This window comes from Pseudomonas sp. PGPPP1 (assembly GCF_002255865.1).
Lineage (GTDB): Bacteria > Pseudomonadota > Gammaproteobacteria > Pseudomonadales > Pseudomonadaceae > Aquipseudomonas > Aquipseudomonas cremoris.
In genome coordinates, this window is sequence record NZ_NKIG01000001.1 from 660432 (window position 1) to 678037 (window position 17606).

General features: G+C 59.6%; 21 protein-coding genes. 7 read left to right on the forward strand and 14 right to left on the reverse strand.

Going from position 1 to position 17606, the window contains the following annotated elements:
• Positions 1-66 precede the first annotated feature (66 nt).
• From CFE47_RS03035 to CFE47_RS03065, 7 genes are all read right to left on the reverse strand, one after another.
• A complete protein-coding gene (locus CFE47_RS03035) occupies positions 67-1689 on the reverse strand; it encodes an ABC-F family ATP-binding cassette domain-containing protein (protein ID WP_286835437.1) in 1623 nt (540 codons plus the stop codon).
• A 124-nt stretch (positions 1690-1813) separates the two neighbouring features.
• On the reverse strand, positions 1814-2851 hold the full coding sequence (locus tag CFE47_RS03040) for a DNA topoisomerase IB (RefSeq protein WP_286835438.1): 1038 nt from the start codon (positions 2849-2851) through the stop codon (positions 1814-1816).
• Between the two features lie 63 nt (positions 2852-2914).
• Positions 2915-3994, reverse strand: coding sequence for a molybdenum ABC transporter ATP-binding protein (gene modC / locus CFE47_RS03045; protein WP_286835439.1), 1080 nt, complete (start codon positions 3992-3994; stop codon positions 2915-2917).
• A 5-nt stretch (positions 3995-3999) separates the two neighbouring features.
• Positions 4000-4680, reverse strand: a complete 681-nt coding sequence (gene modB / locus CFE47_RS03050; protein WP_286835440.1) for a molybdate ABC transporter permease subunit — start codon at positions 4678-4680, stop codon at positions 4000-4002.
• Entirely contained in the window at positions 4681-5433 is a 753-nt protein-coding gene (gene modA / locus CFE47_RS03055; protein ID WP_185705981.1) for a molybdate ABC transporter substrate-binding protein, read from the reverse strand.
• 112 nt (positions 5434-5545) lie between these two features.
• Positions 5546-6610: an NAD(P)H-dependent flavin oxidoreductase gene (locus CFE47_RS03060; protein ID WP_286835441.1), complete on the reverse strand. Its 1065-nt coding sequence runs from the start codon at positions 6608-6610 to the stop codon at positions 5546-5548.
• Positions 6611-6718: 108 nt separating this feature from the next.
• Positions 6719-7597 (reverse strand): alpha/beta fold hydrolase, encoded by an 879-nt coding sequence (locus tag CFE47_RS03065; RefSeq protein WP_286835442.1) that lies wholly within the window; start codon positions 7595-7597, stop codon positions 6719-6721.
• Between the two features lie 177 nt (positions 7598-7774).
• Between CFE47_RS03065 and CFE47_RS03070 the strand changes: the two genes are divergently transcribed.
• Positions 7775-8368 (forward strand): CGNR zinc finger domain-containing protein, encoded by a 594-nt coding sequence (locus CFE47_RS03070; protein ID WP_286835443.1) that lies wholly within the window; start codon positions 7775-7777, stop codon positions 8366-8368.
• A 66-nt stretch (positions 8369-8434) separates the two neighbouring features.
• Here CFE47_RS03070 and ada read toward each other — a convergent pair whose 3' ends face one another.
• The 4 genes from ada to CFE47_RS03090 all read right to left on the reverse strand — a co-directional run bounded on the left by ada (position 8435) and on the right by CFE47_RS03090 (position 10723).
• A complete protein-coding gene (gene ada / locus CFE47_RS03075) occupies positions 8435-9487 on the reverse strand; it encodes a bifunctional DNA-binding transcriptional regulator/O6-methylguanine-DNA methyltransferase Ada (RefSeq protein WP_286835444.1) in 1053 nt (350 codons plus the stop codon).
• 75 nt (positions 9488-9562) lie between these two features.
• Complete coding sequence (gene alkB / locus CFE47_RS03080) at positions 9563-10228, reverse strand: DNA oxidative demethylase AlkB (protein WP_286835445.1); 666 nt, start codon at positions 10226-10228, stop codon at positions 9563-9565.
• Positions 10229-10232: 4 nt separating this feature from the next.
• Complete coding sequence (locus CFE47_RS03085; protein WP_185705993.1) at positions 10233-10400, reverse strand: hypothetical protein; 168 nt, start codon at positions 10398-10400, stop codon at positions 10233-10235.
• A 20-nt stretch (positions 10401-10420) separates the two neighbouring features.
• Positions 10421-10723 carry a DUF1883 domain-containing protein gene (locus CFE47_RS03090; protein ID WP_135290423.1) on the reverse strand — a complete coding sequence of 101 codons (303 nt, stop codon included), beginning with the start codon at positions 10721-10723 and terminating at the stop codon, positions 10421-10423.
• Between the two features lie 211 nt (positions 10724-10934).
• Here CFE47_RS03090 and CFE47_RS03095 point away from each other — a divergent pair, with 211 nt between their 5' ends.
• Complete coding sequence (locus CFE47_RS03095) at positions 10935-11285, forward strand: hypothetical protein (protein WP_185705995.1); 351 nt, start codon at positions 10935-10937, stop codon at positions 11283-11285.
• 22 nt (positions 11286-11307) lie between these two features.
• Positions 11308-11538, forward strand: a complete 231-nt coding sequence (locus tag CFE47_RS03100; protein ID WP_286835446.1) for a hypothetical protein — start codon at positions 11308-11310, stop codon at positions 11536-11538.
• Between the two features lie 7 nt (positions 11539-11545).
• Here the strand turns inward: CFE47_RS03100 and CFE47_RS03105 are convergent, their stop codons facing one another.
• A complete protein-coding gene (locus CFE47_RS03105) occupies positions 11546-11827 on the reverse strand; it encodes a hypothetical protein (protein ID WP_286835447.1) in 282 nt (93 codons plus the stop codon).
• 144 nt (positions 11828-11971) lie between these two features.
• A complete protein-coding gene (locus tag CFE47_RS03110) occupies positions 11972-12157 on the reverse strand; it encodes a hypothetical protein (protein WP_012724166.1) in 186 nt (61 codons plus the stop codon).
• Between the two features lie 309 nt (positions 12158-12466).
• On the opposite strand from CFE47_RS03110, the gene galU reads away from it, so the two are divergent.
• Positions 12467-13306 carry a UTP--glucose-1-phosphate uridylyltransferase GalU gene (gene galU / locus CFE47_RS03115; RefSeq protein ID WP_003212579.1) on the forward strand — a complete coding sequence of 280 codons (840 nt, stop codon included), beginning with the start codon at positions 12467-12469 and terminating at the stop codon, positions 13304-13306.
• Between the two features lie 106 nt (positions 13307-13412).
• Complete coding sequence (gorA, locus tag CFE47_RS03120; protein ID WP_286835448.1) at positions 13413-14771, forward strand: glutathione-disulfide reductase; 1359 nt, start codon at positions 13413-13415, stop codon at positions 14769-14771.
• On the opposite strand, the gene CFE47_RS03125 is transcribed toward gorA, so the two are convergent.
• A complete protein-coding gene (locus tag CFE47_RS03125; protein WP_286835449.1) occupies positions 14772-15779 on the reverse strand; it encodes a DNA-binding protein in 1008 nt (335 codons plus the stop codon).
• Positions 15780-15950: 171 nt separating this feature from the next.
• On the opposite strand from CFE47_RS03125, the gene CFE47_RS03130 reads away from it, so the two are divergent.
• Both CFE47_RS03130 and ahpC read left to right on the forward strand, forming a co-directional pair.
• Complete coding sequence (locus CFE47_RS03130; RefSeq protein ID WP_286835450.1) at positions 15951-16877, forward strand: site-specific integrase; 927 nt, start codon at positions 15951-15953, stop codon at positions 16875-16877.
• Between the two features lie 143 nt (positions 16878-17020).
• Positions 17021-17584, forward strand: coding sequence for an alkyl hydroperoxide reductase subunit C (gene ahpC, locus CFE47_RS03135; protein ID WP_003173835.1), 564 nt, complete (start codon positions 17021-17023; stop codon positions 17582-17584).
• Positions 17585-17606 lie beyond the last annotated feature (22 nt).

Consider the following 17606-nt stretch of genomic DNA (forward strand, 5'->3'; position numbering starts at 1 on the left):
GCCGGCGTCCTCGGTGAGATTATCCGGCCACTACCGTAGGACGCTTTGCTGGCCTGCGCAATGACCTCAGACACCCTCCAAGTGCCACTGCGCGTTATCCCAGCTCAACACATGCGTCGGTTTGACCGCCCGGATGAACGCTTCATCGTGGGACACGAGCATCATCGCCCCGGTAAAGCCTTGCAGTGCGCGTTCAAACGCGATCACCGACTCCAGGTCCAGGTGGTTGGTGGGTTCGTCCAGTAGCAGCAATTGCGCAGGGGTTTGGCGCCATAGGGCAACGGCCATCGCCGCTTTAAGGCGCTCGCCGCCGCTGAGTTGCCCCGCAGGCTGGGTCACCCGCACAGCGTCCAGTTGCAGCAAGGCCAGGCGCGTACGCAGTTCGGCTTCGGCCAGCGGCGTGTCGAGCAGGTTGAGCTGTTCGACGATGGAACGCTGATTGTCGAGCAAGCCAAGGTGTTGATCGATATAGGCGCAGGGCACATGGACACAGCAGTCGCCACTCACCGGCTGCGATTGCCCTGCCAGCAACTTGAGCAGTGTGGATTTGCCGCAACCGTTAGGTCCACGCACCGCGATGCGCACGGGGCCAGCAAGGTGCAGGTTGAGGTGGGACGCGGGCAGCCACGGTAATTGCACATCCGCCAACGTGAGCACTTGGCGCCCGTTGGGCACTGCCGAGGCTGGCAAGGCCAATAGCGTTGGGGTTTCATCCTGTATGCGCTCGTAGGCCTGGCGAACCTGGGTGTCGAGGGTGTGCTTGTGCTCCCGGTGAGCACTGCGCATGGTGCTGACGATTTCGGTGGCGGCGCCTTTCCAGCGTGCCTTGGTAAAGCGATCGACGTTCGCGGTTTGTGTATGTTTACGCGAGCGGGCGGCATTGCGTTGCAGGCTGTCATGATCTTTTTGCAGGCGCCGATGTTCGCGGCTGCGCTCCAGGCGAGCGTGCTCCAAGGCGTTGACCGCTGCCTGTTGTTCGGCGTCACGATGGATGCGGTAGGTATCGTAGTTGCCGCCGTAGACCTGAGCGCCCTGGGGTGTGAGTTCAATGATGCGGCCGAGGGTGTTGAGCAGTTGCCGGTCGTGGCTCACCACCAGCAGGCCGCCCTGCCAATTCGCCAGCACCTGCAGCAGCCAAGTACGACCGCTGCTGTCGAGGTGGTTGGTGGGCTCATCCAGCACCAGCAACTGAGGCGCCGCCAACAGTGCGCCGATCACCGTGACGCGAGCCAGTTGGCCGCCGCTGAGTTGGTCGGCCGGGGTGTCAGCCTTCAGGTGATCCAGCCCTGCGCTATCCAGGGCGTTGCGCAAGCGCTCGGCCAGGTCCCAGCGGTCGTCAATCAGTTCAAGGTCGTCCTGTTGTGCAGTGCCGTTGGCCATGCGTTCAAGCGCGGCCAGGGTCGGGGCTGTCCCGGTGATGTCGGCGACGGTGTCTTGCGGCATTACCTCGACACGTTGGGCGACGTAAGCCACGTTGCCTGTTCGCGTCAGTGACCCCGAAAAGGGTAAAAGCAAGCCCGCGATCAATTGAGCAAGGATCGTTTTACCGCGACCATTGCGGCCCACTATGCCGGTGGGGGTGTGGTCGATAGACAGGGTGAGGTTGTCCAGCAGGGTTTCGCCATTGGCGAACTGGAAACACACGTGTTGCAGGGAAACGAGTACGGGCAGCCGGTTGACGTCAGTCATCAGCACCTCCAAAAAAATGTCGAACAGGCCAACAAGCGCGCCAGGCGGCTCGTTGCAGATACATTTTGGAAGGCTTAGTTGTTCACGTCGGCGGTCGTCCCGAAAGTCAGAAGGGACGCAAAGCCTAACGCGCCTTGGCTTTCTTCGGCAAGCCTGTTGCCAATTGTTCCAGAAACATCGCCAGCGCCACCTCTTCCGCCTTGAGTCCCTTGCGTACTCTTGGCTTGGGCAATTTCGACAGTTCCCCCAGGCTGAAATGCTCCAGTACGGCGGGGTGGATGTAGCACTTGCGGCACACCGCCGGGGTATTGCCCAACTGCCGGGCGACGTCCTTGACCATCGCCACCACATGCCGCTTGGCATCGGATTCGGGCTGCCATTCCAATTCACGCAACACCGCAAGTGCCAAGGCGGTACCGGCCCACGTGCGGTAGTCCTTGGCGGTGAAGTCGGCGCCCGTGAGGCTGTGCAAGTAGGCGTTCACATCGTGAGAGCTGACGGTATGCCGCTCGCCGTCCTCGTCCAGGTACTGGAACAGGTTCTGTCCCGGCAACTCCAGGCAGCGCCTCACCACCGTGGCCAGGCGTCGGTCCTTGACGCTGACCTGGTGCTCGACGCCGCTCTTGCCGCGAAATTGGAACTGGATCTCGCTGCCCTTGATGTCCACGTGGCGGTTGCGCAGCGTCGTCAGCCCATAGGATTTATTATCCCGTGCGTACTGAGTGTTGCCGACACGGATCAGCGTGGCGTCCAGCAGCATCACCACGGTCGCCAACACTTTTTCACGGGTAAACCCTGGTTCGGCGATTTGCGCTTCCAGCTGCCTGCGCAGCTTTGGCAGGGCGTCGCCAAAGGCCTGCAGGCGCGAGTACTTGTCGCTGTCGCGCACTTCACGCCAGCGTGCGTGATAGCGGTATTGCTTGCGCCCCCGTGCATCACGGCCAGTGGCCTGTAGATGGCCACGTGGGTCAGCGCAGATCCACACATCGGTGTAGGCGGGCGGCACGGCCAGGGCGTTAAGGCGCTGGACTTCATCGGGGTCCTGGATGCGTTCGCCCTTGGCATCGAAGTACTGGAACTTGCCACGCAGCGTCTTGCGGCGGATGCCGGGCTGGGTGTCGTCTACGTAATGCAGGTCACGGGGCAGATCGGCGTCGGGCATGGCACAAGCTCCTTGGGGCATGTTTGATTGACCGCAGCGCTGTGCGGTCGTGCCAAAAGGTTTTTACGCCAGTACCGCCACCGCCTTGATCTGCGCCCACAGTGTTTGGCCGGGGTGCAGTTGCAACTGATCACGAGAGAAACGGGTGATGCGCGCCAACAGCGGCGTACCCCCGGCATCCAGGCGTACCAGCACGTGTGCGTTGTTGTCTGCGCAAATCTCCTGGGTGACGGTCACCGGCAGGCGGTTGAGGATGCTGCTGTGCTCCTCGGCCTGCAGGCTGAGGCTGACGTCCCGCGCCTGCACCTTGATGCGCAACGCCTTGCCCACTGCCAGCGGTGCATGGGCCACGCGCATGTGCAGGGCACTGTCGGGCAATTGCAACGTCAGCAACTGGTAATGCTCGTCGTAGGCGCTGACGCTGCCGTTGATCACCACGCCGGCATCGTCGCCCAACGCCATGGGCAGGTCGAGCCGCGCCAGGGTCTCACCGATAGGGCCGCTGGCCAGGGCCTTGCCGTCGCTGAGCAGCACGATGTGATCGGCCAGCCGCGCCACTTCATCCTGGGCATGGCTGACGTACAGCACCGGGATGTCCAACTCGTCGTGCAGGCGTTCCAGGTAGGGCAAGATCTCGCTTTTGCGCTTGCTGTCCAGGGCGGCGAGCGGCTCATCCATCAGCAACAGCTTAGGGCTGGTGAGCAGGGCACGGGCGATACCAATACGTTGGCGCTCACCACCGGAAAGGTGCTGCGGATGGCGGTCGAGCAGATGGCCGATACCCAGCAGTTCGGTGGCCTGCGCCATGTCGACCCGGCGTTGCTCACGGGGAATGCGCTTGAGGCCGAATTCCAGGTTGGCGCGCACCGACAAGTGCGGGAACAGGCTGGCTTCCTGGAACACATACCCCAGCGCACGTTTATGCGGCGGCACGAACAGCCCTTTGCGGCTGTCTTGCCAGACCTCATCGTTGATCTGGATAAACCCATGCTCGGCGCGCTCAAGCCCGGCAATGCAGCGCAGGCAAGTGGTCTTGCCGGAGCCTGAATGCCCATACAGCGCGGTGACGCCACGGCCGGGCAGGTGCAGGTCTACATCCAGCTCGAACCCTGAATACGTGAGTTGCAGGCGTACATCGATCATCGACATCAGCTCCAGCCCATCTTGGTTTTACGGCTGGAGTACAGCGCCAGCAACACGAGGAACGCGAACACCACCATGGAGCCTGCCAGCCAGTGGGCCTGGGCGTATTCCATGGCTTCTACATGGTCGTAGATCTGCACCGAAACCACGCGGGTCTTGTCTGGGATGTTGCCGCCGATCATCAGCACCACGCCAAACTCACCGACGGTGTGGGCAAAGCCGAGAATCGACGCGGTGATAAAACCCGGGCGTGCCAGGGGCAGGATCACTGTGAAAAACGTGTCCCAAGGATTGGCGCGCAAGGTGGCAGCCACTTCCAGGGGGCGCGTGCCGATGGCGGAGAAGGCGTTTTGCAACGGCTGCACCACAAACGGCATGGAATAGATCACCGAGCCGATGACCAGCCCGGCGAAACTGAAGGTGAGGGCGCCCAGGCCCAGCCATTGGGTGAACTGGCCGAAGTAGCCGTTGGGGCCCATGGTCAACAGCAAGTAGAAGCCGATTACCGTGGGTGGCAACACCAACGGCAAGGCGACGACGGCGCCAATGGGGCCGCGCCACCACGAACGGGTGCGCGACAGCCACAGGGCAATCGGAGTGCCGATGACCAGCAGGATCACGGTGGTCAGTGACGCCAGTTTGATGGTCAACCAGATAGCGGAAAAATCGGCACTCGATAGCGGCATTTAGAGCTCGTAACCGTAGGACTTGATAACGGCAGCGGCTTTTGGCCCCTTCAGGTATTCAACCAGTGCCTTGGCAGCCGCGCTGTCCTTGCCTTTGTTGAGGATCACCGCGTCCTGTTTGATCGGGTCGTGCATCGACGACGGGACGATCCATGCCGAACCGCTGGTGACTTTGCCGTCTTTGTAGATCTGCGACAAGGCGACGAAGCCCAGTTCGGCATTGCCGGTGGACACAAATTGATAGGCTTGGGTGATGTTCTGGCCTTCGACGATCTTGTCCTTGACCTTGTCGGTCAGGCCTTCTTTGGCCAGCACTTGGGTGGCGGCCAGGCCGTAAGGCGCGGCTTTCGGGTTGGCGATGGAGAGGTGCTTGAACTCGTTTTTCTTCAACACGTCGCCCTTGGCATCCACGTAGCCTTCTTTGGCCGACCACAGTGCCAGGGTGCCCACGGCGTAGGTGAAGCGCGAGCCTTTGACGGTGTCGCCTTCGCTCTCGAGTTTTTGCGGGGTGGTGTCGTCGGCGCTGAGGAACACTTCGAACGGCGCGCCGTTCTTGATCTGGGTGTAGAACTGGCCGGTGGCGCCATAGGCCGCGACCAGCTTGTGGCCGGTGTCTTTTTCGAAGTCAGCGGCAATCGCCTGAATCGGTGCGGTGAAGTTGGCAGCCACCGCTACCTGGACTTCATCGGCGTGGGCCGAACCAAAAGCGAGGGCGGCGACCAGTGCGGCCAGGCGTGAGACACGAATCATCATGAAGCAGCTCCTTAGGGGTGTACGGCTTGTTATAGGTAGAAGGCTTAACCGCTATCTACGGGAATATATAGCGGTTGGCCATTGCCGGTACAGTGCAAAGTTGCCCCAGGTGTCAGTTCTTGTGCAGCTTGGCCAACGCCTGCTCGGCCAAATGGCGGGTCAGGTCATACGTGGACAGCTCTTTACCCAGGCGCAGCGCCTGGCCCGACCAGAGGTTGCTGAACCCCGCTTCATCTTTAGCCTTGAGTGGCATTAACGCGCCGCCGGAGGTGGGGAATGCCGGAGCTGCCGCGTTGATGGGGCCTAGCTCACGCATGACCCGGTTGACGATGCCCCGTGCCGGACGGCCTGTGAACAGATTGGTCAGCGCGGTTTGGCTGGCTTGGGCGTGGCGCAGTGCGTGATGGTGAGAGGGGGTCACGTTGGCCTCGGGAGTGAACAGATACGCCGTGCCAATCTGCACCGCCGAAGCCCCCAAGGCAAAGGCTGCGACGATCCCGCGCGCGTCGCCAATACCACCGGCGGCAATGACCGGCACGCTGACCGCGTCGACAATTTGCGGCACCAACGCGAACAAACCGATTTGTGTGTTCAGGTCGTCGCTCAAAAACAACCCGCGATGCCCACCCGCCTCAATGCCCATGGCGATGATTGCGTCGCAGCCATGCTGCTCCAGCCAGATGGCTTCTTCCACCGTCGTTGCCGACGACAGCACTTTCGCACCCGTAGCCTTTACTCGGTCGAGCAAGGCCTTTTCGGGCAAGCCAAAGTGGAAACTGACCACCTCTGGGCGAAACTCTTCAATCACCTGGCACGCGGCCTCGTTGAACGGCGCACGGTTGGAAACGGGTGTAGGCGCATCGTAGTCAGCACCCAATTCCCGGTAGTAGGGTTGCAGCAGTTCCTTCCAGCGACGGTCGCGCGCTGCATCGGGCTCAGGGGGTTGGTGGCAGAAGAAGTTGACATTGACCGGGCCTGTGCTGGCCTGACGAATGCTGACCAATGCTTCGCGCAATTGTTCGATGCTCAATGCCGCCGCCGGCAGTGACCCTAGCGCGCCGGCATTGTTGGCCGCAATAACCATGGCGGTAGTCGTGCCCACCGCCATGGGCGCTTGAATGATGGGAACTTCGATGTTCAGCAGATCAAGCAGACGGGTGTCTGGCCAGGTGCTCATGGGATGCGTCTCCAGCGTTAGTCAGTCTTTTCGCTGTTTTAGCAGGGCCGTTGGCACCCGGCCAGTCTGTTTTATTCACTGGACGGGACGATTGATTCGTGCGCGTTTTCAGTCAATCGCCTGTCCCAGCACCTCGTGAATACGCTGGGCGATATGCGCCGCATGGGTTTCCAGGGCGAAGTGACCGGTGTCCAGCAACTCCACCACGGCGTTGGCGTTGTGAGTCTTGTAGGCGTGCGCGCCCGGCGGAATGAAGAACGGATCGTTCTGGCCCCAGATCACCAGTGTTGGCACCTGCGTGGCCTTGAAGAACGCCTGGAATGCTGGGTACTGCGCGAGGTTGTTGCGGTAGTCGAGGAACAAGTCCAGCTGGATCTCTTCGTTGCCCGGCCGTTGCATCAGTAATACGTCGAGCATGTAGGACTCCGGTGCTACCAAGTCCGGCTGGTTCACGCCATGCAGGTATTGGTAACGCGTGCCTTCGAGGCCAAGTACGCCGCGCCGAACCACGTCGCGATTGGCGGCGGTAGGGTCTGCCCAGTAGGTACGGATCGGCGCCCAGGAATCCCCAAGCCCTTCCAGGTATGCGTTGCCGTTCTGCGAGACCAGCGCGCTGACTCGTTCTGGATGGGCGACGGCCAGGCGCAGGCCCACCGGCGCACCATAATCGAAGACATACAGCGCATAACGGCTCAATTCCAGCACATCGACAAAATGCCCCACGGTGATCGCCAGGTTATCGAAGCTGTAGTGGTAATCGCGTTCTGCAGGTACCTCGGTGAATCCGAAGCCCGGCAGGTCCGGTGCGATCACACGAAAGCGGGTCGCGAGCAGAGGGATGAGGTCGCGGTACATATGGGAAGAGCTGGGAAAGCCGTGCAGAAGCAGCATCACCGGAGCGGTGGGGTCGCCGGCTTCACGGTAGAACACGCGCACGCCATCGGCATCGATATGGCGGTAGTGAACTGCGGGAGCTTGGAGGGTCATGGTTGAAATCGCCTTTTATGTAACTTGATAAAATATTTATACGGGTTACCGTTATCGAAAGCTGCGCTCAATTTAGTAACCTGTCAAATGTTTTATATCGGTTAGCATTTTGTCGGCTGTAACTACCATTTCGATTGATTGGCGGTTACGATGCCAACGCATTCAAGAGGACTGACCATGACTATTTCCGCGCCGCCCGCTACACCTCTGGAGCCCTACGTCCTGGCCGACGACCCGGTACTGGACATGCTCAACACCTTGGCGAATATCGACGGTGTGCCGTGGGATTTCTGGCAGGCGGACGCCGACGTGCAAGCGTGGCTGGTGCGCCTGAGTTGGATGCCGAGTGATAGTCTTCCGGCGCTTGAAGAAGGCGCACTGCTCAACGCTGCACGCGAGCTGCGCGAGGTGATCCGTGAGTTGGTAGCCGCGCGCAAGGCCGGCAGACCTGGCAATCCAGCAGCGCTCAACAGCTTTTTACGCAAAGCCGTCAGCCATCCGCAGTTGGCGTGGCCGCCAAACGAGGTGCCACGGCTGGAGCGCTTGCGCAAGGTACAGACCGCCGAGCAATTCCTGGCACCGATTGCCGAAGCCGCCGCGAGCTTGTTGGTGGACGGCGATTTCAGCTTGATTCGCCGCTGCGAGCATCCAGAATGCATCCTGTGGTTTTATGATCGCACCAAGGCCCACAAGCGCCGTTGGTGCAGCATGGCGTTGTGCGGCAACCGGCATAAGGTCGCCGAATTTCGTAAACGCAAACTGAAGCCTTAAAGGCGATGGCTTTGCAGTCGAAGCCAGCCAGGCCGATGACCTGGCATTGATCGATATCGGTATTCGTTAATCGCTGAGGGTGTGCTCGCGGGCGAGTAACTGGCGCTTGCGTTCCACGCCCCAGCGGTAGCCTGACAAGTCGCCATCGCTGCGCACCACACGGTGACACGGAATGGCCACCGCCAGACAGTTGGCGCCACAGGCCTGAGCCACCGCGCGAAAGGCCTTGGGCGCCCCGATGCGTTCGGCGATTTGCCCGTAGCTGACGGTGCTGCCCAATGGAATATCACGCAATGCTTGCCAGACGCGCTCCTGAAAGGCCGTGCCTCGCAAGTCCAATGGCAGGTCCAGGCCCAAGGCAGGCGCCTCGATAAACCCGACGACCTGGGCCACCAATTGTTCAAAGCTGTGATCGGCGCCTACCAGGCTGGCCTTGGGAAATTGGTCCTGCAGGTCGCGCACCAGTTTCTCCGGATCATCCCCCAGCAAAATCGCACACACGCCGCGCGCGCTCTGCGCCACCAGTATTGCCCCCAGCGAGCATTGCCCGACGGCAAACAGGATTTTATTGTTGGTGCCGCCTGCCCGGTAGTCACTGGGTTTCATGCCGAGTAGCTGGTTGGCCGATTCGTAGAAGCGGCTATTGGAATTGAAGCCTGCGTCATACAGTGCGTCGGTGACTGAATGCTGCTCCTTGAGCCCGTCACGCACCTTGCGTGAGCGGTGTGCGCTGGCGTAGCCCTTGGGTGTCAGGCCGGTGACTGCCTTGAATACGCGGTGGAAGTGAAAGGGGCTGAGGCCGGCTTGCGCGGCAAGTACTTCCAGGCTGGGTGGAGATTCGGCCTGCTCGATATGCCGGCAGGCGTTGGCGACCAATTGCGCGTGGTGGGCTGCGACTTGCGTGCGGTCGCCAGCCGCGCGTTTGCTCGCACGATAGCCGGCGGCTTCGGCTTGGGCCGGTGTGTCGAAGAATTCAATGTTCTGCGGGCGCGGCAGGCGCGAGGCGCTGCTGGGGCGGCAATACACGCCGGTGGTTTTTACGCCATAGACAAACAACGCGTCGGCCTTGGGGTCGCGAGCCAGGATCGCAGCCCAGCGGGGGTCTTGTTCGATAGTCATGGTCGGCACTCTTTACAGGTCCTGTGCAGACTAGCGGTGTTGCAGGCGCCTGACACTCCGAAGCTTGCGGTCAAATCAGCCGGCGGTGCGGAAGGTGAGGTTGATGCGCTGTGGGCCCATGATCGGGTGCACGCCTTCCTTGATGGGCATCACGCCGTGAAAGCGCAGGCGATCCACGCCGCCCCAGACCACCACGTCGCCATGAAACAGCGAAACTTTTTGGGCTTTGTCGCTGCGTTCATGGCCACCAAACAGAAAAACTGCCGGCAAGCCCAAGGACACCGACACTACGGGCGCATTGTAACGGCGCTCATTCTTGTCCTGGTGCAGTGACATCTTTGCGCCCGGTACGTAACGGTTGATCAGGCAGGCGTCGGGCGCAAAGCCGATGAAGCCAGCTGCTGTCGCTGCCTCGACGGCCAGTAGGCGCAGCCCGTCGGGCATGTCTGGCCAGGGCTGTTGGCTGCGCGGATCCAAGGGGCTGTAGCGATAGCCGCCGGCATCGGTGGTCCAGCCCAAATCGCCGCAACTGCTCAGTGCGGCCGACATGGTAAAGCCGCCGGGAGTGACCATTTGTCGAAACGGCGATTGCACCAACACCTGCCGGAGTTCTGGAAGAAGGCGATCAATCCAGGGCAGGGCGTAGCCCCTCAGTACGTACGACTCTTCGCCGATTTGTTCACGCCCTGCGGGTTGTTGCAGGGCGTCATCGGCGAACAGGTCGGCAGTGGGGCCGTGCATGGGCTTACAGTGCCTTGCTCACGTTGATGTCAGTGATTTCATCGGTGGCATCGTGAATTTTCGCCAGCGCTTGCTTGGCTTCTTCTACGCTGTTGCTCTGCAACTGGGCAAATTCGAAGCGGCGTTCGCCGTTGAGCTTGTACTTGATGACGTATTTGGTAGTGGAGGTCACGGCTATGTCCTGTTGGGTGTTCAGCTCAGTTTGGAGCTGGTACGGCGCACGATACGGATCTTGTGGGACAGCGTCGGCTTTTTGGTCACGCTGATCGCGCGCCGGGTGACCACGTCCAAGGTGATGTTCCAGAACCCGGTGCTGGGTGCGGTGATCTTGGCCGGGAATTTGTCGAACGCGCCGCCGTGGTAGGTATGGCGACCGCCGTTCTTGAAGCTGCGAAAGTTCGCATCGCTCATCAGGCGGATGTTGCACGTTTGCGAGCATTCGATGACGACAATGTCTCCCTCGTTGAGGTGCTCGCGCTGGTGGATGAATTTCATGGGGTGTCTCCAGAAGGGCTTTTTCTGAAAAATCAGAACGATACGTAGGTTAAGATGGAGTTTATCAGCCCCAGCGCGTTTATTATCGGGTCGTCTTCACTGACGTCGACAATTTAAAACAGTTATTTACCGAGATATCAGGGATAAATCCTACGTGGGCGGGAGAAAAATACCATCCCCGCTGTCGTAGGGTCTTTATCGGAGGTTTTGTATGAAGTGGAGTGTGTTGGTTCTGGCCTTGGCGATAGGTGGGTGTGCTTCGGTTGCAGATATCAAGCAGACCCCGCCGACACTGGCGGTCATTTCCGGGAAAAAACCCCAAGAGTACGCGGCATGCGTGGTGCGCAAGCTGTCGACAACCCGTCGCCCGCCGCAGATCGAGCCGCATAAAGATGGCGTGCAGGTGATCGTGCCGCAGAAGTTCTCGGCTGACCCTTCAGCTATCTTCGAAATTGAAGAGCGCTCCAGCGGCAGCAGCATCAAGCTCTACGAGAGCATGTCCAACGTGCCAATCCGTCCGGGTGATGTGAAGAAGGCCGGGGAAGACTGCATTTCCGGCTGATGCCGTGATGGAACAATCAGATATGAAGCGCGAACACGTCAAGGCCCGCCATGCCGAGGGCCAGATCTCGGCCACCCATGTCATCCAGAATCCCGCCGACCTTGGCGAGTGGATCGTCTTTTTCAAGAAAAGCGGCGGCCGCAGCTTTTTCCTGGTGGACGATCATGACGAAGTCGAATCCTTTTCAAGTCTTGATGAGCTGACCGAGACACTGCGCGGGCTGGGGATCAAGTTCGCCGAGATCCACCTGTAGCCTTGGGCTACTTGCAGACCACCACCACGCTGCGACTTTTGTAGTTGCCAACGTCTTTGCCCAGGGTCTTGTCGGCTTCCTTAAGCGACGGCGTACCCTCAGTCCCCACTATTCGATAGCCGGTGCCTGCGCAGGACGCATCGGCCTTCTCGTAGCAACTGGCCCAGGAATTGGCTTCGCCCGAGCAGTCGATGGTCAAGCCTTGCTCACCGTTTTTCAGGTAAACGTCAGAAGTGGTGGTGCAGCCGGCAAGCGCCAGTACCGCAGTCAGTGCCAGGATTTTGTTCATGGATAGTTCGTCGTCGAGGGTGTAGGAGGAGGGCGCTGACACTGTCGTGGGGCGTCTGCGGGAGATTATAGCGAACCGCCATCTAGGTACAGACAAACACAAAAAAGCCCCGTTCAACGGGGCTTTTTACGAAGCCTTCGAGGCTTACTTGCCTTTAGGCCGCTTGCTCGATGCGTGGCCTGCCTCATCCACAAAGACTTCAGCGACGGCGATCGCTTGGCTTTCGCTCGCAAATGCCCCGGCAACGCTGTCGCCGTGGAAGTTGATCAAGTGCCAGCCGTCCGCTCGCTTGGTGATCAGGTAGCCGTTCACGCCTTTTGGTTCCGACATCTATTAAGAATCTCGTGGTCTGGTTCAAGGGAGTAATGATAGCGCCAAATGTCGCGCAGACGCGCAAGTTATTCTAGGTCAGTGTTCTGGCGGCGAAAGCATGCTAAAAAGGTTGCAGCCCTTTGAAGCTGGGAGGTGCAGGCTTTTTTGCCGTGCCGGCGAGGCTGCTCTTCGTAAGATCAGCGGAACTTACGCCGACATTTTTTCTCTATGATGACATCGCAACGCCAGCAGGACCCATTGTAAGGTGACTGCGGCCTGATTAGACTGCGCCGAATTTCGTACGCACAGCCCTTTGTAAGGACTTATATGATCAAGAAATGCTTGTTCCCAGCAGCCGGTTACGGCACTCGCTTCCTGCCAGCGACCAAAGCCATGCCTAAAGAGATGCTGCCGGTGGTGAACAAGCCACTGATTCAGTACGGCGTCGAAGAGGCACTGGATGCCGGCCTGAACGAGATCTCCATCGTGACTGGCCGTGGTAAGCGCGCGCTGGAAGACCACTTCGACATCAGCTACGAGCTGGAAAACCAGATCAAGGGCACCGACAAGGAAAAATACCTGGTCGGCATCCGTAAGCTGCTGGACGAGTGCTCGTTCTCCTACACCCGTCAGACTCAAATGAAAGGCTTGGGCCACGCTATCCTGACCGGTCGCCCGCTGATCGGTGACGAACCGTTCGCCGTGGTGCTGGCGGACGACCTGTGCGTCAACCTGGAAGGCGACGGCGTACTGACCCAGATGGTCAAGCTTTACCAGAAATACCGCTGCACCATCGTTGCCGTTCAAGAGGTTGATCCTCAGGAAACCAACAAGTACGGCGTGATTGCTGGTGATGACATCGGTGATGGCCTGATTCGCGTGCGCGACATGGTTGAAAAACCAGCGCCGGAAGATGCTCCATCGAACCTGGCGATCATCGGTCGTTACATCCTGACCCCGGATATCTTCAAGCTGATCGAAGAAACCGAGCCAGGTAAAGGCGGCGAGATCCAGATTACCGACGCCCTGTTGAAGCAAGCCAAAGACGGTTGCGTGATTGCCTACAAATTCAAAGGTCGTCGTTTCGACTGCGGCGGCGCTGAAGGCTACATCGAAGCCACCAACTTCTGCTACGAGCACTTCTACAAGACTGGCAAGGCTTACTGATCCACGGTAGCCAAACCTGTTTTAAGAGAAAGCCACCTTCGGGTGGCTTTTTCGTTTTTCAGTCCCATGTAAGTCGGTATGCTGATGGCCTGCCGAGGAGAGTGAAATGGCCTACGATTTTGACTTGTATGTAATTGGCGCCGGTTCTGGCGGTGTTCGCGCAGCACGCTTTGCTGCGGGCTTTGGCGCCAAAGTGGCGGTGGCGGAAAGTCGCTACCTGGGGGGCACCTGCGTGAACGTGGGGTGCGTGCCTAAAAAGCTGCTGGTGTACGGCGCACACTTTGCCGAGGACTTCGAGCAAGCCAGTGGTTTTGGCTGGTCGCTGGGTGAAGCGAACTTCGATTGGGCGACCTTGATCGCCAACAAGGACCGCGAGATCAACCGTCTCAACGGCATCTACCGCAACCTGCTGGTCAATAGCGGTGTCACCCTGCACGAGGGTCACGCGCGCGTAGTTGACCCGCATCAGGTAGAAATCAATGGCGAACGCTTCACCGCCAAGCACATCCTGATCGCGACCGGTGGCTGGCCACAGATCCCGGAGATTCCAGGACGCGAGCACGCCATTGGCTCCAATGAGGCGTTCTTCCTCAAGCAATTGCCCAAGCGTGTGTTGGTGGTGGGCGGTGGTTACATTGCCGTCGAATTTGCTGGCATCTTCCACGGGCTGGGTGCACAGACCACGTTGCTGTATCGCGGTGACCTGTTCCTACGCGGTTTCGACGGCTCGGTGCGCACGCACCTGAAAGAAGAGCTGACCAAGCGCGGCCTGGACCTGCAATTCAATGCCGATATCGAACGCATCGACAAGCAAGCCGATGGCAGCCTCAAGGCCACCCTGAAAGACGGTCGTGTACTCGAAGCCGATTGTGTGTTCTACGCCACCGGTCGCCGCCCGATGCTCGACAACCTGGGCCTGGAAAACACCGGGGTCAAACTCGACAAGCGCGGTTTTGTTGAAGTGGACGACCTGTACCAGACCGCCGAGTCGTCGATCCTGGCTATTGGTGATGTGATCGGTCGGGTGCAACTGACGCCGGTCGCGCTGGCCGAAGGCATGGCCGTGGCGCGTCGCCTGTTCAAGCCTGAGCAATATCGTCCGGTGGATTACGCGATGATCCCGACCGCAGTGTTCAGCTTGCCGAACATCGGCACGGTGGGCCTGACCGAAGAAGAAGCGAAAGAGAAGGGCCACAGCGTACAGGTCTTCGAAAGCCGTTTCCGGCCGATGAAGCTGACCCTGACGGAGTGCCAAGAGAAAACCCTGATGAAGCTGGTGGTCGACGCCGACACCGACAAAGTGTTGGGTTGCCACATGGTCGGCCCGGACGCCGGCGAGATCGTCCAGGGCTTGGCGATCGCGCTCAAGGCGGGCGCGACCAAGCGGCATTTCGATGAAACCATCGGCGTGCACCCTACGGCGGCGGAAGAGTTCGTCACCATGCGCACGCCTGTGGCGGGCTGATCAGCCCTGTGGTGTTGCCTCTGGCGCCGTTGCAATGACGGCCGCCAGGCGCAACGCCTCGATACTGGCCTGGGCCTTGATCAGGTCCTGTTCCAGGGTTTTGTTGGTGTGCTGGTGTTCAGTCAGTGCCGCTTGGCGTGACTGACCTTCCAGCACGGCTACCCGCAGCCGCTCCTGAAGCAAGGTGCGCTCGCTGTCTATCTGGCTCACCTGTTCGCTGAGCTTGAGCTGCTGAGCCTGGTCTTTGCGGGCTTGCTCCTGCAGTGCCGCCAATTCCTTCATCGTTACCCGATGTTCAATCAATAGCCGTTCGTTGTCGCGATGCAGTTGGGTGATTTCATCCTGGCGCACCAGTGCGCTTTGCTGGGCTTGGCGAAGCTCGGCCTGGACTTGCTGCAGTTGACCTTCGTGGCGGCGCTGCTCCTGCTCACGCTGATCCTTGATTGCATTGCGGTAATGCTCCAGCGCATCGCGGGCGTGCAGGTGCTTCTCTTCCAGTGAGCGAATCTGTTCGTCCTTGTCGTTGATGCGCAGCTCGTAATCGCTACAGGCCTGGCTGAGCCCCGCATTGCGGGTTTGTTCGGTTTGCAGGCTGGTGCTGGCTGTTTGCAGTGCGGCACTTTCATCTGCCAGCGCGGCGGCCTGGATATCAAATTGCTGTTTTAGCTGCCCGTGAGCCTCTTCCAGGGTTTCCAGCTGCGTGAGGAGGGCTGCCTTCTGTTGTTCGAATTGCGCCAAGGCCAGGTCGATAGGCTCTTGGGCTTTCTCTTTCAGTCGTTGGGCCAGTCGTGAGACCAGCTCGCCAAGCTCGTCGTCAATGGGCGCTTCGGTGATGGTTAGCCGGGTCTCGCTGTCGTCCAACTCTTTTAAGTAGCGGTGAATCGTGGTTTTCGAGCCGGTATTGCCCATTTCGATGCGTACGGCATCGATGCTGGGGTTTTCGCCGCGGGCGAGGATCGCCAGGCGGGCCGTTTGAACTACTGCTTTATTGATGCCGCCGCGAGCCATGGGGTCTCCGTCGATTTAGTGCTGTGGTACGTAGTATGTATGTACGTACTATATCACAAATAAAAATCCATTAAAAATCATGATTTAACAGATGGGATATTGGCGTATTATCCCGTGTCATCAGCGTTTTGACCGTGCATATACCCGCCAGCAGTACGAATAGGCCCACCCATGAGCGATCTGGACCGATACCTGAATGCCGCCACCCGCGATAACACGCGGCGCAGTTACCGTGCGGCGATCGAGCACTTCGAAGTGAGCTGGGGAGGGTTCCTGCCCGCGACCAGCGACAGCGTGGCGCGTTATCTGGTGGCGCACGCCGGCGTGTTGGCGGTCAACACCTTGAAGCTGCGGCTCTCGGCATTGGCGCAATGGCATACGAGCCAGGGCTTTCCCGATCCCACCAAGGCGCCGGTGGTGCGCAAGGTGCTCAAGGGGATCCGCGCCGTGCATCCGGCACAAGAGAAACAGGCCGAACCGCTGCAGCTCAAGCATCTGGAGCAGGTGGTAGCGTCCCTTGAGGCTGAGATGAATGACACGCCTCACGACCCAACTCGATTGTTGCGCGCCAAGCGCGACAAAGCCCTGATCCTGCTGGGCTTCTGGCGTGGCTTTCGCAGTGATGAGCTCTGCCGCTTGGAAATCGAGCATGTGCAGGCCACGCCCGGCACCGGCATCAGCCTCTATCTGCCGCGCAGCAAAAGCGATCGTGACAACCTCGGCAAGACCTACCACACCCCGGCGCTGCTGCGCCTGTGCCCGGTGCAGGCTTATAGCGAATGGCTCAGCGCCTCGGCGTTGGTGCGGGGGCCGGTGTTCCGCGGGATTGATCGCTGGGGCAACTTGGGGGAGGAGGGGTTGCACGCCAACAGTGTCATCCCGCTATTGCGTCAGGCGATTGAGCGCGCAGGCATCCCCGCTGAGCAATACACCAGTCACTCACTGCGGCGGGGCTTTGCCACCTGGGCTCATCGCAGCGGCTGGGACTTGAAGTCGTTGATGAGTTACGTCGGCTGGAACGACATGAAATCTGCCATGCGCTATGTTGAAGCGACGCCCTTTCTCGGCATGACATTGGCAACGCAACCGCTGCTTTGAGATTTCTTCTATTAATACAGTCACCTGATAGGGAAAACCAATCGTCAGCATCAGGTTTGCCAATGAGCCATCGACGCGAAGAGTGGGTAGGATTCACTTCATCAACTTGTAACCCTTTCTACAAACCTGACGGAGAGTCAACGATGCCTATCATCAACAGCCAAGTAAAACCGTTCAAAGCTACCGCCTACAAAAACGGCAATTTCGTAGATGTGACCGACGCTGACCTGAAAGGCAAGTGGTCCGTAGTGTTCTTCTACCCAGCCGACTTCACCTTCGTTTGCCCAACCGAGCTGGAAGACCTGGCTGACAACTACGCCGAATTCCAGAAACTGGGCGTCGAAATCTACAGCGTTTCCACCGACACCCACTTTGCCCACGCTGCCTGGCACAACACTTCGCCAGCCATCGGCAAAATCCAGTACACCATGATCGGCGACCCAACCCTGACCATCTCCCGCAACTTCGACGTGCTGATCGAAGAAGCTGGCCTGGCAGACCGCGGTACTTTCGTGATCAACCCAGAAGGTCAGATCAAGATCGTTGAACTGAACGACGGCGGTGTTGGCCGTGACGCTTCCGAGCTGCTGCGCAAAATCAAGGCCGCTCAGTACGTAGCTGCCCACCCAGGTGAAGTGTGCCCAGCCAAGTGGAAAGAAGGCGAGGCTACTCTGGCTCCGTCCCTGGACCTGGTTGGCAAGATCTAAGTCTGTGAGTACCTCAGGGCGG

Excerpts from the sequence above, each read along its gene's own strand:
- CFE47_RS03035 (WP_286835437.1), bottom strand. The coding sequence starts at position 1,689 with ATGACTGACGTCAACCGGCTGCCCGTACTCGTTTCCCTGCAACACGTG.
- CFE47_RS03040 (WP_286835438.1), bottom strand. The coding sequence starts at position 2,851 with ATGCCCGACGCCGATCTGCCCCGTGACCTGCATTACGTAGACGACACC.
- modC (WP_286835439.1), bottom strand. The coding sequence starts at position 3,994 with ATGATCGATGTACGCCTGCAACTCACGTATTCAGGGTTCGAGCTGGAT.
- modB (WP_286835440.1), bottom strand. The coding sequence starts at position 4,680 with ATGCCGCTATCGAGTGCCGATTTTTCCGCTATCTGGTTGACCATCAAA.
- modA (WP_185705981.1), bottom strand. The coding sequence starts at position 5,433 with ATGATGATTCGTGTCTCACGCCTGGCCGCACTGGTCGCCGCCCTCGCT.
- CFE47_RS03060 (WP_286835441.1), bottom strand. The coding sequence starts at position 6,610 with ATGAGCACCTGGCCAGACACCCGTCTGCTTGATCTGCTGAACATCGAA.
- CFE47_RS03065 (WP_286835442.1), bottom strand. The coding sequence starts at position 7,597 with ATGACCCTCCAAGCTCCCGCAGTTCACTACCGCCATATCGATGCCGAT.
- CFE47_RS03070 (WP_286835443.1), top strand. The coding sequence starts at position 7,775 with ATGACTATTTCCGCGCCGCCCGCTACACCTCTGGAGCCCTACGTCCTG.
- ada (WP_286835444.1), bottom strand. The coding sequence starts at position 9,487 with ATGACTATCGAACAAGACCCCCGCTGGGCTGCGATCCTGGCTCGCGAC.
- alkB (WP_286835445.1), bottom strand. The coding sequence starts at position 10,228 with ATGCACGGCCCCACTGCCGACCTGTTCGCCGATGACGCCCTGCAACAA.
- CFE47_RS03090 (WP_135290423.1), bottom strand. The coding sequence starts at position 10,723 with ATGAAATTCATCCACCAGCGCGAGCACCTCAACGAGGGAGACATTGTC.
- CFE47_RS03095 (WP_185705995.1), top strand. The coding sequence starts at position 10,935 with ATGAAGTGGAGTGTGTTGGTTCTGGCCTTGGCGATAGGTGGGTGTGCT.
- CFE47_RS03100 (WP_286835446.1), top strand. The coding sequence starts at position 11,308 with ATGAAGCGCGAACACGTCAAGGCCCGCCATGCCGAGGGCCAGATCTCG.
- CFE47_RS03105 (WP_286835447.1), bottom strand. The coding sequence starts at position 11,827 with ATGAACAAAATCCTGGCACTGACTGCGGTACTGGCGCTTGCCGGCTGC.
- CFE47_RS03110 (WP_012724166.1), bottom strand. The coding sequence starts at position 12,157 with ATGTCGGAACCAAAAGGCGTGAACGGCTACCTGATCACCAAGCGAGCG.
- galU (WP_003212579.1), top strand. The coding sequence starts at position 12,467 with ATGATCAAGAAATGCTTGTTCCCAGCAGCCGGTTACGGCACTCGCTTC.
- gorA (WP_286835448.1), top strand. The coding sequence starts at position 13,413 with ATGGCCTACGATTTTGACTTGTATGTAATTGGCGCCGGTTCTGGCGGT.
- CFE47_RS03125 (WP_286835449.1), bottom strand. The coding sequence starts at position 15,779 with ATGGCTCGCGGCGGCATCAATAAAGCAGTAGTTCAAACGGCCCGCCTG.
- CFE47_RS03130 (WP_286835450.1), top strand. The coding sequence starts at position 15,951 with ATGAGCGATCTGGACCGATACCTGAATGCCGCCACCCGCGATAACACG.
- ahpC (WP_003173835.1), top strand. The coding sequence starts at position 17,021 with ATGCCTATCATCAACAGCCAAGTAAAACCGTTCAAAGCTACCGCCTAC.